This is a genomic window from Pseudomonas putida (genome assembly GCF_026625125.1).
GTDB lineage: Bacteria > Pseudomonadota > Gammaproteobacteria > Pseudomonadales > Pseudomonadaceae > Aquipseudomonas > Aquipseudomonas putida_X.
In genome coordinates this window covers 43,425-57,160 of record NZ_CP113097.1, presented here as the reverse complement: position 1 = coordinate 57,160, position 13,736 = coordinate 43,425, and the positions used below count along the sequence as shown (strand labels likewise).

At 54.8% G+C, this 13,736-nt stretch carries 11 protein-coding genes and 1 pseudogene; 9 read left to right on the top strand and 3 right to left on the bottom strand.

Annotated elements, in window-relative coordinates; genetic code table 11:
- Positions 1-655: 655 nt before the first annotated feature.
- The 3 genes from OSW16_RS00280 to OSW16_RS00270 all read left to right on the top strand — a co-directional run bounded on the left by OSW16_RS00280 (position 656) and on the right by OSW16_RS00270 (position 3,267).
- Entirely contained in the window at positions 656-1,057 is a 402-nt protein-coding gene (locus OSW16_RS00280) for a hypothetical protein (protein ID WP_169882566.1), read from the top strand.
- A gap of 81 nt (positions 1,058-1,138) precedes the next feature.
- On the top strand, positions 1,139-2,536 hold the full coding sequence (locus OSW16_RS00275; RefSeq protein ID WP_230385194.1) for a hypothetical protein: 1,398 nt from the start codon (positions 1,139-1,141) through the stop codon (positions 2,534-2,536).
- Between the two features lie 188 nt (positions 2,537-2,724).
- The gene (locus OSW16_RS00270) at positions 2,725-3,267 is read left to right on the top strand and encodes a hypothetical protein (RefSeq protein ID WP_044270172.1); all 543 of its coding nucleotides are present in this window, start codon (positions 2,725-2,727) and stop codon (positions 3,265-3,267) included.
- A gap of 86 nt (positions 3,268-3,353) precedes the next feature.
- On the opposite strand, the gene OSW16_RS00265 is transcribed toward OSW16_RS00270, so the two are convergent.
- The 3 genes from OSW16_RS00265 to OSW16_RS00255 all read right to left on the bottom strand — a co-directional run bounded on the left by OSW16_RS00265 (position 3,354) and on the right by OSW16_RS00255 (position 6,302).
- Entirely contained in the window at positions 3,354-3,677 is a 324-nt protein-coding gene (locus tag OSW16_RS00265; protein WP_044270171.1) for a hypothetical protein, read from the bottom strand.
- A gap of 118 nt (positions 3,678-3,795) precedes the next feature.
- A complete protein-coding gene (locus OSW16_RS00260) occupies positions 3,796-4,470 on the bottom strand; it encodes a heavy metal response regulator transcription factor (RefSeq protein ID WP_003253420.1) in 675 nt (224 codons plus the stop codon).
- Between the two features lie 488 nt (positions 4,471-4,958).
- The gene (locus OSW16_RS00255) at positions 4,959-6,302 is read right to left on the bottom strand and encodes an OprD family porin (protein ID WP_047279633.1); all 1,344 of its coding nucleotides are present in this window, start codon (positions 6,300-6,302) and stop codon (positions 4,959-4,961) included.
- 404 nt (positions 6,303-6,706) lie between these two features.
- On the opposite strand from OSW16_RS00255, the gene OSW16_RS00250 reads away from it, so the two are divergent.
- From OSW16_RS00250 to OSW16_RS00225, 6 genes and pseudogenes are all read left to right on the top strand, one after another.
- Complete coding sequence (locus OSW16_RS00250) at positions 6,707-7,978, top strand: TolC family protein (protein ID WP_139047608.1); 1,272 nt, start codon at positions 6,707-6,709, stop codon at positions 7,976-7,978.
- Between the two features lie 68 nt (positions 7,979-8,046).
- Positions 8,047-9,297: an efflux RND transporter periplasmic adaptor subunit gene (locus tag OSW16_RS00245; RefSeq protein ID WP_047279635.1), complete on the top strand. Its 1,251-nt coding sequence runs from the start codon at positions 8,047-8,049 to the stop codon at positions 9,295-9,297.
- 24 nt (positions 9,298-9,321) lie between these two features.
- Positions 9,322-12,483: a CusA/CzcA family heavy metal efflux RND transporter gene (locus OSW16_RS00240; RefSeq protein WP_047279636.1), complete on the top strand. Its 3,162-nt coding sequence runs from the start codon at positions 9,322-9,324 to the stop codon at positions 12,481-12,483.
- A 31-nt stretch (positions 12,484-12,514) separates the two neighbouring features.
- Positions 12,515-12,759: pseudogene (locus OSW16_RS00235) on the top strand (group II intron reverse transcriptase/maturase); the annotation flags it as partial.
- A gap of 183 nt (positions 12,760-12,942) precedes the next feature.
- On the top strand, positions 12,943-13,266 hold the full coding sequence (locus OSW16_RS00230; RefSeq protein ID WP_003253432.1) for a DUF2790 domain-containing protein: 324 nt from the start codon (positions 12,943-12,945) through the stop codon (positions 13,264-13,266).
- A 258-nt stretch (positions 13,267-13,524) separates the two neighbouring features.
- A complete protein-coding gene (locus tag OSW16_RS00225; protein ID WP_228394107.1) occupies positions 13,525-13,662 on the top strand; it encodes an antitoxin Xre/MbcA/ParS toxin-binding domain-containing protein in 138 nt (45 codons plus the stop codon).
- The last annotated feature ends 74 nt before the right edge of the window (positions 13,663-13,736 follow it).

Below are 13,736 nucleotides of genomic sequence, written 5' to 3'. Positions count from 1 at the left end.
GTGATAGGCCAGACCCCGTGAAATTGGAAGCTTGGCCATTTTTTTTGTGAAATGAAGGGGTGCTTTTCACAGAAAAGCCGAGAAAGCCCTACTCACCAATCACAAAAGTTGATTGGCCTGGAAAGGGCCAGTGTGTTCTCCCTTTACGACCGACGCGTGACTTTTCGGTAAGGGATGAGGAGTAGTCGCAGCGATCCTTTAGCTCCCAGTCTGGCGACCTTGGGTTCAGAATCCGACTGGCAATGCCCGTCGTCACTACTTCAGAGGAACCAGCTTCCTCTGCTGCCAGAATTGCGGGGGGGCTCATGCTGGTACCCAGGCCCGACAAATGCGCAGTTGCAGCCCTCAATTGCAAGGCTATCCAAGGCGGCACGCGTGTCAATCAAGATCTGATGCATGACGATGGCCGGCCTCACGGAGGTGAAACCGGAGATTCAGAATGACTAAACCGGCCCCGTAGACACCAACCTCCACGAAGGCCGCTATCGATCCAAAGCTGTCCTTGAAGAAAGGTAGCTAACGGCATCTATCTACAGTTTTCGGGGCGATTCACTCGTCTGAGGCTCAGGAGCACCAGGATGGGCGTCAAGGAGGTGGTCATCTTGAGGTGGACTATGCTGACCAGTTGCTCTCAAATCTAATCGTGAGGTCCTCCATGGCAACCCCCAATCTGCTGGCCCGATTCAGAGATGAAGTCCTTCTGGCCGGGCCTGAAAGCTCCCTACCTAGCAACCTATCTCAGTTCTGGCTTGAGGAGCTCCAGAATCATCTGGAGAGGTATTTCGACGGTTTGAACTCGGAGTCAGATGCAGAAGAGAAGGATCTCGACATCTCCCTTCCACTCGCAGCGATCATCCACATCTTGTTCGCAAAGAATGGTGGGGAGGAGATATCCGAGAGCTCTGAAAAGCTGTACGAGTATTTCCAAGACTACCGGCTCGAACTGGCCCTTGAAGAGATCACGCGAAAGACTCATGTGGCTGCCGAGGCTGCAACCATTGAGACCATCTTCACCAACCGAGATGTCCTGGTGGAACAAGGCCCCCTTCTTCAATAGGTACCTCCACCGATGCCATCGCCGGCGGGCACGCTCCGAGGCATTGATGGAATGCATTTTGACGGCTGCCGAGATCAGCGAATGAAAGAAATTGCTGCGCCGATGTTCGATCTAATCGCTTTGTCGCTTCCACGAGGGTTGGGGTTTGGGGACAGCCCGCCAGTAGGGGCATGGCTTAGTGAGGACGGAATTTCTTGTGCCGCTCTAACCCGAAATATCCATTCCGGCAGTTTCGGAATTGTCACCTTGCGGCGTCGTGTCGATAGCGTGTGGGTGCTCCTCAGTCATAGTGAGTGCACCACTGGCGAGTCCGAAGCCCGCGCCTCAATCAGCCATTTTCTCAGTACCCAAGCCCATCCGCTTCCACTCCCCTCAGGCGAACGACGACGTGCTCCTCTAAGCAGAATGGGTAAGCGCACACCAAGCGTGGTGTTCAAATCACTATTTGATCCAAGCCGCCGTATTGGGGCGTGGGCGCTCAATCAACTGTATCTCGCACTGCCATCCCCAGACAGAAATTGGGTTCCCGATTGCCAGACTGAGAATTTTCACACCCGCCTTTGGGAGGCCCACCTATTAGCGATTTTTCGTGAGCAGGGACTCTTTGTCACCCAGCCTAAAGAATCACCCGATTTTCATATCGAGAATAGGCTGGGAGGTGAGGCCTGGGTTGAAGCAGTGACAGCCAACCCGGAAGAGCGGTATGAGCATTTTGGCGCCTCGCCGGTCCCCCCACCAGCTGACCGACATGAGCGCTTCTTTGGAGCGGCTGCAGAAAGGTTTGCGAGGACCATCCAAAACAAATTGGACAAGCGTTACGAATCCCTACCGCACGTGGAGGGTAAGCCGCTCATTCTGGCCTTAGCCGATTTCCATGCGCCCAGTTCAATGCTGTGGAGCAGGGAGTCGCTCATCAGCTATCTCTATGGCTTTTCAGTTCACTCATCTGCGCATCGTGGAATGCAGCTGATAACTGTGGAGGAAGAGACATCTCTGCTATCAGGGCGCCCCAACGGCCTATTTACGCTAAGGGAAAATGCCCATCTTTCAGCGGTCATTTTCACCAATGCCTGCACAGTCTCAAAGCTCAGCCGAGTGCCGATTTCAGGTGGAGCTCATCTAGACGGGTACCGATACTTGCGGTTTGGTGAGTTTTTCGACCGTTCTCCAGGTGCATCACGAGGTATCCCATTTTTGTTGGATGTAGCGTCCAGCGATTACGGTCAGCTCTGGCCGCAGTATGGCTACGAGCCGTGGTCTGCTGAAGTGGAGGTCTTCCATAATCCTATGGCATTACATCCGGTGCCTAACGAACTGATACCAGAAGTCACCCACTGGAGAGAAGTGAATGGACGAGTCGAGTGCGAATCCTTCTATGAAGTATCCATACTCCGATCCAGGACACTCGTCCTCAGTGCAAACGCTAAGGTTCCGTCACTCGATGAGTTGCTGACAGCAACCAGTCCTCCAGAGCTCTGACGGCGGCGGGGTGGCCGCATCTTTGCCCCGCAGATAGATGAGGATTTTTCAGCAAGATATCCGACCTGGGAAAGACATGAGACCCCCTGCGCAATTCAGAACTGTTGAAGCGTCACCTCTCATCGGGTAAAAGCATGACATTCTTACAACGTTAAAATAGCGTCATCCCCGAGAGCATAGGAAGAGAAATGTCGACCCAAGGACTAAATCGATTCATCGGACGCAAGATTCACGCAGTGATAATGATGGCCCCTCTTAAGCGGGAAATGATACGCCTCGGCATATGCACCGTCATGGCAATTGTTCTGAATGTCATCTTGTATACCGGCGTTGAAATAGACGGTACCATCAAGCCGTGGGCAGAAACGCCGATAAAGCTATTTGCATCGTCGATGCTATTTGCCTTCATGATTAAGGCATTTTTACCACTTCTCGGATGGACCATTTTAAAGGCAGTGCTACTCAGCGCAAACAATGCCTTCAGCGGCATACTGAGTTTTATGGGAAACCAATTCACGGGTGTCATGTACTGCACCGGAATCATCCTGGGATCTATCACGATTAAGCAGTATATGATTTCTGGGGTCTTAGATTTAGAAATGGTTTCTCTGTCTGCTATCGTATTTGCCTCAGGGATTATGTACTTCTTTATACTGCAATGCGCCATTCAAAAAACAATGAGTCCAGCTCTGCGCACACCAGCAGTACCTCGTTCAGCCACTAGGCTGTGACTATCCACCTCTGGTGCTCAGTAGACGCCCGCTCTGTTGAATCCTCAGTCATAAATAACCATTAATGGCCAGGCCCGCCTTCGACTTTATGAAGAAGGCGAGCGTGCGCGTGCCTGATTGCGCATGTATTCCGAGATGAGATTTCCGAAATTGATGTCAGCTTCTTCAACGAGAATGTTGACGTGGCAGTACAGATCTTCAGGACCTCCTAGATAATTGAAAATCCTTGATCTGACGATGCCACAAACCCCTTCTTTGACCGCCGTAGAGGGAAGGTTGATAACATCGCCGACGCACGGAATAAGTGCTAAGCCATGGTCGCTGTTGAAGATAATGTCAGCTGGACAGGCATCAATCCTGGCATGCGATTGACCTTGCGAAACCTGCTGATAATCAATGCTATACCTCATGTACAGCCTACCTCATTTGTTGGGTGAGGAATCAGCGCCGCGGATCGTAAACAGAAACCTCAAGCTCGCAAGCGACGGGAGTGTACAGCCAATTTTCGGTACCTAGAGAGCTTGGCAATTATCGCTTTTCAAGCACATACCCTACGCCCCGAAGCGTATGTATCAGCTTGGTCTCGAATGGGTCATCTATCTTGGCTCTGAGTCTTCGAATCGACACTTCTACAACGTTCGTGTCGCAGTCAAAATTCATATCCCAAACCTGAGAAATAATCTGCGTACGGCTCAGTACCACCCCGGTGTTACGCATCAAGTAGTGCAATAACGCGAATTCTTTTGTGGTCAAATCAATTCGCTGACCGTCCCTGAACGCCCTGTGCCGGCTCTGATCAAGCTCCAGGTCAGCGACGCGAATGACCTCTACGGATGCGGGGTGATCCGACCTGCGCATCAAGGCGCGAACCCGGGCCAACAGCTCAGGGAACTCAAATGGCTTGATCAGGTAGTCATCTGCGCCGTTCTCTAGCCCCCGGACCTTATCCGCCAGCCGGCTTCTCGCCGTCAGCATCATGATGCGGGAAGGGCAATTTTTACGGCGCAACAACTCAAGAACCTGCCAACCATCCATCTCTGGGAGGTTTATATCGAGAATAATCAGCTCGTATTCGTGCTGCTTGGCCAAGAATAATCCATCTGATCCGGTGTGGACGCAATCTACGACATAGCCACACTCCGTCAGACCTTGACGCACATACTCCGCAGTTTTTACTTCATCCTCAATTACCAGAATTCGCATGGGATTTTGTCTCGATATCACTGAGCAATTAACCGCGCACGCGCGCCGGCATTATTGAAAGGGATGGTAAATCAAAATGAGCGTGCCGGGGCTCAAATGACGGATTTGTAATTTTTAGGTAATACAGTTGATAGTCTGGCGGTATATCTTGTCGCGGTTTGGGTTTGACAGTTGCGGACCCTCTCTCCAGCAGGTGACTTGACCTTATGAAGTATTGGGTTATTTTCTTCTTTGTACTGGCTTCGTTCCGCTCAGATGACGGCGAGGTTGCTCACATCGAGGAGACTGGTCATTGGTGTAGCCATGAACTTCACCGGCATGCGATGCGTACAATCGAACGCTTACTTGAATTTTAGGCAAAAAAAAGGCGCCCAAAGGGCGCCAAATATCCACCTTTTACCAAAGGAGCACTTAAGCCACTCAAGGTGAATTCGTAATGCTCGTTTTACTAACAGGATCAGCTAATGAATAACTGGTCCGTTAGCGAATTAAAGAATCGAAAGCGGGTACTCGATGATTACACGAGTTTCATCCAAATCCGATTCGAAAGCAGTGGCACGCGTGGTTGCCTGGCGCAACCGGAAGGACAGATCTTTTGCCGGGCCGGTTTGGACAACGTATTTGACTTCGACGTCACGCTCCCAGCGCTTCTGATTGTCGAGCGGGTTGCCGTTGTCGTCAGTGCGCATGTAGAACTGGTTAGCGTTCGAGTAATCCGCGCCCGAGCCTCTGGCGTAGCGGGTCATGAACGTCAGGCCTGGAATGCCGTAGCTGGTGAAGTTCAGGTCGTAGCGCAGCATCCATGAACGCTCTTTCGGCGAGTTGAAGTCGCTGTATTGGATGGAGTTGTCGACGAAGATCGAGTCCGACTGACGCAGGTAGTCGAAGTCGTCGTCGCCGTTGTTGCGCTGATGCGAGAGGGCCAGGGTGTGAGCACCGTAACGTACGCCGACCTTGGCACTCCAGATGTTGTTGTCAAATTCGCCCAGGCGTCGCTTACCTTCATCCACGGCTTTGTAGTAATTGAAGCCGCCGATCAGCGCCAGATCGTCGTTCAAGGGGTAGGCGAAGCTGGTACCGGCGTAGTACTGGTTCCAGACGTCTTTCAACTGGCTTGCATAGGCACTCACGGTCCAGTTGTCGTTGATCGAGTAATCACCGCCACCGTAGCCGATCCATGGCGAGTTGACTGGGCCGCCGTAGAAGGTCACGAAGTTGTCGTTAAGGTTGCTAGAGACCGGTTGGCTCATCGCATGCAGACGACCACCCTGCAGGGTGAGGCCTTGGATGCTGGTGTTCTCAACGGTCACGCCGCGAAAGCTTTCCGGCAACAGTCGCGAGTCACCCGATGCAACGACCGGGGTCGATGGGAAGACATCACCCACTTTCACGATGGTATCGAACAAGCGAACTTTGGCTGCGCCGCCGACCTTGGTGTATTCGTCGCGAGCTTCGCCCTTGTTATCAACAGGCAGCACGTCGAAGGAGCTACGGCCGCCGTTGCGCCCATCACCGGTGTCGAGCTTAAGGCCGATCATGGCGAAGGCATCAACGCCAAAGCCCACTGTACCCTGGGTAAACCCAGAGTTGAATTTGCTGATGATTGCGTGCGCCCAGGCTTCGGAGTAGCCATTGGTATTGCCTTTGCCACTGTTGTAAGTAGGGGCAGTGCTGTCGCGGTTATCACGATTGAAATAGAAGTTACGGTTCAGCACTGTAAGGCTGCTGCCTTCAATGAAGCCCTCTGGCTTGTCTTCAGCTTGTGCCGAAATAGCATAGCTTCCAGACAGCGCAGAAACTGCCGCCAAATACAGTGGTACTTTGATTTTCATCCGATGCTCCTTTGATTCACGGCAGTTTTTATTATGTTTACCTGCGCGGGTGTCGTTAATTGTTCTGACCCGGCGGCGCGCCTAGCGTAGCGCGAGCTCATATTTGCAGGCCGAAGATAACGGGAGGGTGATAGGAAAATTACAATTTCGTCATCTGCCCGTTATTTGGCGCCTTCGCACCGCGTGGTTGCCATCTCCGTTGCTTGTAACGAAATCATAGAGCCGGGTTGGGAATCGCAGTATTTACGGGCATTACAGGGATTTATTACGAAATTGTAATTTTCCAGCCACCCCTCTGATAGCTACCGCTCATTAGAGTGCCATCACCTAATCAAGTGGGGCTTGGCAGCTGTTTCGGCGTTCTCGCCAAGCTTTATCGAAGTTTGTGCACGAGGACCATCAAAGTGCCCCGGTATAACCGCAATGTCTTATCCAAGACCTCCGTCTCGCCCTGGAAGATCGCTGCACTCTGTGCAGTCATCTCTGGATTGATGGCACCTGCAGCCCTTGCCCAAAGCATCAGCTTGCCCCAGGCGCTTTCGACGGCCATGGATGCCAACCCTGATCTAGCTGCAGCCAGGCAAGAGATTGGGATCGCTGACGGCGCTCGCAAGCAGGCCGGACTTATCCCCAACCCCACAATCTCGTACGACGTGGAAGACACCCGTCGTAACACCAGCCAGACAACTGTTTCGCTCAGCCAAACCCTTGAGCTGGGCGGTAAGCGGGGGGCTCGGGTTGACGTCGCCACATTCGGGCAGACCGCCGCACAGCTGGAGTTAGACCGTCGCGTGAACGGACTGCGTGCAGACGTCGTGCAAGCCTTCTACGCCGCGTTGCGGGCCCAGACAGGCCTTGATCTGGCCAAGCAATCTCTCGAACTGACTGAGCGCGGTCTCCGCATCGTCGATGGCCGTGTTCGCGCAGGTAAATCGTCCCCAGTAGAGGCCACCCGCGCCCAGGTGCAACTGGCCGAAGCCAAGCTTCAAGTTCGACGTGCCGAAACGGAAAAGGCGACCGCTTACCAGCAGCTCGCGCAAATTACCGGGAGCTCAGTCACGGTATTTGATCAACTCGAATCGCCAACCCTCTCCCCGGGGCTGCCACCGCAGACTGAAGAGCTGCTGGCAAAGCTCGATCAGACCGCAGAAATGCGCCAGGCCGTGGTGCAGATCGACAAGAGCGATGCCTCGCTCGGTTCAGAGAAAGCTCAGCGTATCCCGAATCTTACTGTCAGCGTAGGCAGCCAGTACGACCGCTCTGTGCGCGAGCGGGTCAACACTGTGGGCCTGTCTATGCCTCTGCCGCTGTTCGATCGTAACCAAGGCAACATTCTTTCCGCTTCTCGACGTGCCGATCAGGCCCGAGACCAGCGCAATGCTGTGGAGCTGCGCCTGCGCACCGAAACCCAAACCGCGTTGAACCAGTGGTCCACCGCAATGCAGGAGGTCGAGTCCTACGACAAGACCATTCTGCCGTCAGCCCAACAAGCCGTAGAGACCGCAACCCGCGGCTTCGAGATGGGCAAATTCGGCTTCATCGAAGTGCTGGATGCCCAGCGCACCTTGATCGTCGCTCGTGGCCAATACCTCGAATCGTTGGCAGCGGCGACCAATGCGCGTGCGCAGGTGGAAAGGGTTTATGGCGAAGTCGGCTCAACTGCCGGCGCTCGCTGAGCGGGCCAAACATTTTCTTCGGCACCCAGCCTTGAACAAGCCGGTGCCTACGATCAGCAGGAGTAGCAATGGATAACAAACGCAAGATCGCCCTCGCGGTAGCCGCTGTGGCAGCCCTCGGATTTGGCAGCCTTGCCTGGAACAATAGTTCCGGACAGCAGGCCGCCAGTACCGCCGAACATGGCGCTAACGATGGCCATGGCGACGAAAAGAAAGCCTCATCTGCCGCCCAAGAGGAAGGTGATGAGGGCCATGGCGAAGAAGGCCACAGCGAAGAGGGCGGTGAAGAAGAGGGCAAACTGACGCTCAGCGATGAACAGATCAAGGCAGCCGGCGTTGCCCTGGAAGCTGCAGCGCCGCGTGACTTGGGTACAGTCGTGAGCTTCCCGGGCGAAATTCGCTTCGATGAAGACCGTACTGCCCACGTGGTTCCTCGTGTTCCTGGCGTTGTTGAAGCTGTCCAGGCCGACCTGGGTGAGACGGTCAAAAAGGGTCAGGTCCTCGCTGTAATCGCCAGCCAGCAGATCTCTGACCTGCGCAGCGAACAACAGGCCGCACAGCGTCGCGTCGAACTGGCGCGTGTGACCTTCCAGCGTGAGAAAGAGCTGTGGCAGGACAAAATCTCTGCAGAGCAAGACTACCTCCAAGCACGCCAAGCGTTGCAAGAAGCGGAGATCTCCTTGGCCAACGCCAAGCAGAAGGTCGGCGCTATCGGTGCCTCGGTTAACTCCGTTGGCGGTAATCGATACGAGCTTCGAGCTCCCTTCGACGCCGTGGTAGTGGAGAAACATCTGACCGTTGGCGAAGTCGTAAGCGAGGCGACCAACGCCTTCATCCTTTCCGACCTGAACCAGGTTTGGGCAACCTTCGCCGTCCCGCCTACAGATCTGGGCAAGGTCACGACTGGTCGTGCGGTGAAAGTCTCTTCGCCTGACATGAACGTCGAGGTCGAAGGGAAGGTGGGTTATGTCGGCAGCCTGCTGGGCGAGCAAAACCGTGCAGCTACTGTCCGCGTCACCTTGACCAACCCCAACGGCGCCTGGCGTCCAGGCCTGTTCGTGAACATTGCGGTCACTTCCCAGACCGATCGAGTTGCCGTAGCGGTCCCCGAGCACGCAGTGCAGACCGTTGAAGACAAACCTTCGGTATTCGTACGCACCCCAGATGGCTTTGACACCCGCCCGGTAAAACTGGGTCGCCGCGACAGTGGGTACGTGGAAATCATCGACGGTATTGAAGCCGGCGCCCAGGTAGCAACCAGTGGCAGCTTCACACTCAAGTCCGAGCTCGGCAAAGCTTCTGCCGAACACGGTCACTGATGCGAACTGACAGGATGATTTCTCATGTTTGAACGTATCATCAGATTCGCCATCGAGCAGCGCATCGTAGTAATGATCGCTGTTCTGATCATGGCGGGTATCGGTATCTACAGCTATCAAAAGCTGCCCATCGATGCGGTACCCGATATCACCAACGTTCAGGTGCAGATCAACACTGCAGCGCCTGGTTACTCGCCCTTGGAAACCGAACAACGGATCACGTTTCCAGTTGAAACGGCAATGGCCGGTCTCCCGGGCCTTCAGCAGACCCGTTCCCTGTCTCGCTCTGGCCTGTCTCAGGTCACCGTGATCTTCAAGGATGGCACTGACATCTTCTTTGCCCGCCAGTTGATCAACGAGCGGCTGCAGGTTGCGAAGGAACAGCTGCCAGAAGGTGTAGAGGCCGTCATGGGTCCGGTATCTACCGGCCTCGGCGAGATCTTCCTATGGACTGTTGAAGCCGAAGATGGCGCGGTCAAAGAGGACGGTACGCCGTACACCCCGACCGACCTGCGCGTGATCCAGGACTGGATCATCAAGCCTCAGCTGCGTAACGTCCCGGGTGTGGCCGAGATCAATACCATCGGCGGTTATGCCAAGCAGTTCCTGGTTGCGCCGGATCCAAAGCGCCTGGCTACCTACAAGCTGACACTCAATGACCTGGTTGCTGCGTTGGAAAGTAACAACGCCAACGTCGGCGCCGGCTACATCGAGCGTAATGGTGAACAGTTGCTCATCCGTGCACCGGGTCAGGTAGGCAATATCGAAGACATCGCCAACATCGTGATCACCAGTGTGGATGGTGCACCGATTCGCATCAGCAGCGTAGCTGACGTCAGCATCGGTAAAGAGCTCCGTACAGGTGCTGCTACTGAGAACGGCCGCGAAGTCGTGCTCGGTACCGTGTTCATGCTGATTGGTGAAAACAGCCGCACCGTATCTCAAGCTGTCGCCGCCAAATTGGCGGACATCAACCGCACCCTGCCAAAGGGCGTGGTGGCTGTGACTGTTTACGACCGTACCAACCTGGTTGAAAAAGCCATCGCGACGGTGAAAAAGAACCTGGTGGAAGGCGCGATCCTGGTTATCGCCATTCTGTTCCTGTTCCTCGGCAACATCCGTGCGGCTTTGATCACCGCGATGGTGATTCCGCTGTCCATGCTGTTCACCTTCACAGGCATGTTCAACAACAAGGTCAGTGCCAACTTAATGAGTTTGGGGGCACTCGACTTCGGCATCATCGTCGACGGTGCCGTGGTTATTGTAGAAAACGCGATCCGTCGACTGGCTCATGCGCAACATAAGCATGGCCGCATGCTTACCAAAACCGAACGCTTCCACGAGGTCTTTGCCGCGGCGCGAGAAGCTCGTCGGCCGCTGATCTTCGGCCAGCTGATCATCATGGTGGTGTACCTGCCGATCTTCGCCCTCACCGGCGTCGAAGGCAAAATGTTCCACCCGATGGCCTTCACCGTTGTGATGGCGCTGCTGGGTGCAATGATCCTGTCCGTTACTTTTGTTCCTGCAGCTATTGCCATGTTCGTCACTGGCAAGGTGAAGGAAGAGGAAGGCGTGGTCATGCGCACAGCTCGACTGCGCTATGAGCCGGTTCTGCAATGGGTGCTGGGACACCGGAACATCGCTTTCTCGGCCGCAGTAGCTTTGGTCGTGCTCAGCGGCGTACTGGCAAGTCGTATGGGTAGCGAGTTCATCCCAAGCCTCAGTGAGGGCGACTTTGCGCTTCAGGCCATGCGTGTGCCTGGAACGAGCCTCACTCAGTCCGTCGAGATGCAGCAGCGTCTGGAGAAAGCGGTGATAGCGGAGGTGCCTGAAGTTGAGCGGATGTTCGCACGCTCGGGTACCGCAGAAATTGCATCTGACCCGATGCCGCCAAACGCCTCTGACGCCTACATCATGCTCAAGCCTCAGGATCAGTGGCCTAACCCCAAGAAGCCACGCGATGAGCTGATTGCTGAGGTGCAGAAGGCCGCGGCAGGTGTTCCAGGAAGCAACTATGAGTTGTCACAGCCAATCCAGTTGCGTTTCAACGAGCTGATTTCGGGCGTACGTAGTGACGTCGCGGTGAAGGTCTTCGGCGATGACATGGACGTGCTTAACAACACCGCCAACAAGATCGCGGCAGCTCTACGAGCGGTACCGGGCTCGTCGGAAGTGAAAGTTGAACAGACATCCGGTCTGCCGGTGCTGACTATCAACATCGATCGCGAAAAAGCAGCACGCTACGGTCTGAATATCGCGGATGTTCAGAATTCGATCGCTATCGCCGTGGGTGGCCGCCAGGCCGGCACGCTGTATGAGGGCGACCGCCGGTTCGACATGGTAGTGCGCCTGCCTGAGACCGTTCGTACCGACGTAGCGGGTATGTCCAGTTTGCTGATCCCGGTACCCGCTAATGCGGCTCAGGGTGCCAATCAAATCGGCTTCATCCCGCTGTCGCAGGTCGCTAATCTGGACCTGCAACTGGGCCCGAACCAAATCAGCCGCGAGAACGGCAAACGCCTGGTAATCGTCAGCGCCAACGTTCGAGGCCGTGACCTGGGCTCCTTCGTTGAGGAGGCGACCGCTTCGCTGGATAAGAAAGTGCAAGTTCCTGCAGGCTACTGGACGACTTGGGGTGGCCAGTTCGAGCAGCTGCAGTCGGCAGCCAAACGCCTGCAGATCGTTGTTCCAGTCGCCTTGCTACTGGTCATGACCTTGTTGTTCCTGATGTTCAACAACCTGAAAGACGGCATGCTGGTCTTCACTGGTATTCCATTCGCACTTACCGGTGGTGTTGTGGCGCTGTGGCTACGGGACATCCCACTGTCGATCTCGGCAGGTGTCGGCTTCATTGCACTGTCCGGCGTTGCAGTCCTGAACGGCCTGGTGATGATTGCCTTCATCCGCGGGCTAAGAGAGGAGGGGCGGACGCTCAGGCAGGCAGTCGATGAAGGCGCATTGACCCGTCTGCGACCTGTTTTGATGACAGCTTTGGTAGCGTCCCTGGGCTTCATCCCGATGGCCTTGGCCACCGGTACCGGTGCAGAAGTTCAGCGTCCATTGGCAACGGTGGTAATTGGCGGGATCCTGTCCTCCACCGCACTGACCTTGCTGGTATTGCCTGCCCTGTATCACTGGGCACACCGCAAGGATGAAGACGGCGACGAGGCCGAAGTGGTTAGCTAACAGCCTCCGCTAAAGAGAAGCCCACAACACGTGGCTCAGGCACAAACTGCGCTGTGTCATCTGGCGACAATGGAAGCAGCCTTCGACGAGGGCTCGCAACCTGATACGGCTGGGGCTGGGTGCAGAGCGTGCCTGTAAATCGACCTCCAATGGAAGGCGGCCATGGTGGAACTCGGGTGCACCACATATGAATCAGGCGCTGCCGAAGAAACTATGGGACGCCTTGGGCTTGTCTCGATACTGGATACGATCAACCGGCTTAGTCGCATAACCTGAACCGCCGTGTACGGAAGCGTACGCACGGTGGTGTGAGAGGACGGCGGGCGTGAACCCGCCTCCTACTCGATTAAAGTGAAGTAGATGCACTTACCTTTCAAAATTGTAAGTTTCTCGTCATGCCGGTGATGCCTATGCATTGCTAAGGTTATGCCCGAGAAGTTTTGAAATTTAGAGGGTTTTATGAAAAAGCTAATTATCGCTGCTGCACTTGTTGTTTTCTCGGTGGCTTCGCAGGCCAACACTTTCTCCGAGAGCAAGCAGCTGCAATACACCAAGGAACACCAGACCGCAGTGGCCAAGTACGCGGAGAAAAATGGCAAGCCAATGCCAGAGATTCAGGATTACAAATATGGCATGAAGATCGACGTTGCTAAGTTCGTACGTCAGTCGCAGGACCCCCGTACCTGCCAGGTCTACCCACGGTTGATGACCTTCGAGGACTCCCAGGGCACGCTGAAGACTGTTCGTTACTCGATGTATTCGCAATGCATCAACAACAAGTAGTAAATGATTTGAACAGTACAATTAGAGATTTCGTAAATGCCAGGCAGTGCCTGGCATTTTTTATTACGCCCGTTGCCTCCATAGGTTCGAAATTTTTGCGCCTGGGCCCGGGCAAACCGTGCAATAGATCTCAGCCAACCAACAGAGACGGCTCTGAGCCAACCCGTTCAGGCCCATCGCCTGGATGCCCAGCAGAGCGCGGTGGCGTTCCAATATGCGAAAGGACCGGAGATAGCATCGAAGGTATTAGGCTCTCAGATGCTCGCGGAGCAGTGGCTTTGTCGGCCGTGCGGTCATTTGATGGGTTTTGTTCCATTCGAGATGCTCGACACGTCGCTCGGGTTCAGCCTAGTAGTGGACTATCTTGAGCGTCTACTCTTGGGTGTCTACCAATAGTTTGCCTGAGGGGGAACGGGTATGCGGTGAAGCCGCAACGCTACCTTCTTCTGCAAGCGGGACTTACAACCTTG

Excerpts from the sequence above, each read along its gene's own strand:
- OSW16_RS00245 (WP_047279635.1), top strand. The coding sequence starts at position 8,047 with ATGGATAACAAACGCAAGATCGCCCTCGCGGTAGCCGCTGTGGCAGCC.
- OSW16_RS00225 (WP_228394107.1), top strand. The coding sequence starts at position 13,525 with ATGCTCGCGGAGCAGTGGCTTTGTCGGCCGTGCGGTCATTTGATGGGT.
- OSW16_RS00260 (WP_003253420.1), bottom strand. The coding sequence starts at position 4,470 with ATGCGAATTCTGGTAATTGAGGATGAAGTAAAAACTGCGGAGTATGTG.
- OSW16_RS00280 (WP_169882566.1), top strand. The coding sequence starts at position 656 with ATGGCAACCCCCAATCTGCTGGCCCGATTCAGAGATGAAGTCCTTCTG.
- OSW16_RS00240 (WP_047279636.1), top strand. The coding sequence starts at position 9,322 with ATGTTTGAACGTATCATCAGATTCGCCATCGAGCAGCGCATCGTAGTA.
- OSW16_RS00270 (WP_044270172.1), top strand. The coding sequence starts at position 2,725 with ATGTCGACCCAAGGACTAAATCGATTCATCGGACGCAAGATTCACGCA.
- OSW16_RS00265 (WP_044270171.1), bottom strand. The coding sequence starts at position 3,677 with ATGAGGTATAGCATTGATTATCAGCAGGTTTCGCAAGGTCAATCGCAT.
- OSW16_RS00255 (WP_047279633.1), bottom strand. The coding sequence starts at position 6,302 with ATGAAAATCAAAGTACCACTGTATTTGGCGGCAGTTTCTGCGCTGTCT.
- OSW16_RS00275 (WP_230385194.1), top strand. The coding sequence starts at position 1,139 with ATGAAAGAAATTGCTGCGCCGATGTTCGATCTAATCGCTTTGTCGCTT.
- OSW16_RS00230 (WP_003253432.1), top strand. The coding sequence starts at position 12,943 with ATGAAAAAGCTAATTATCGCTGCTGCACTTGTTGTTTTCTCGGTGGCT.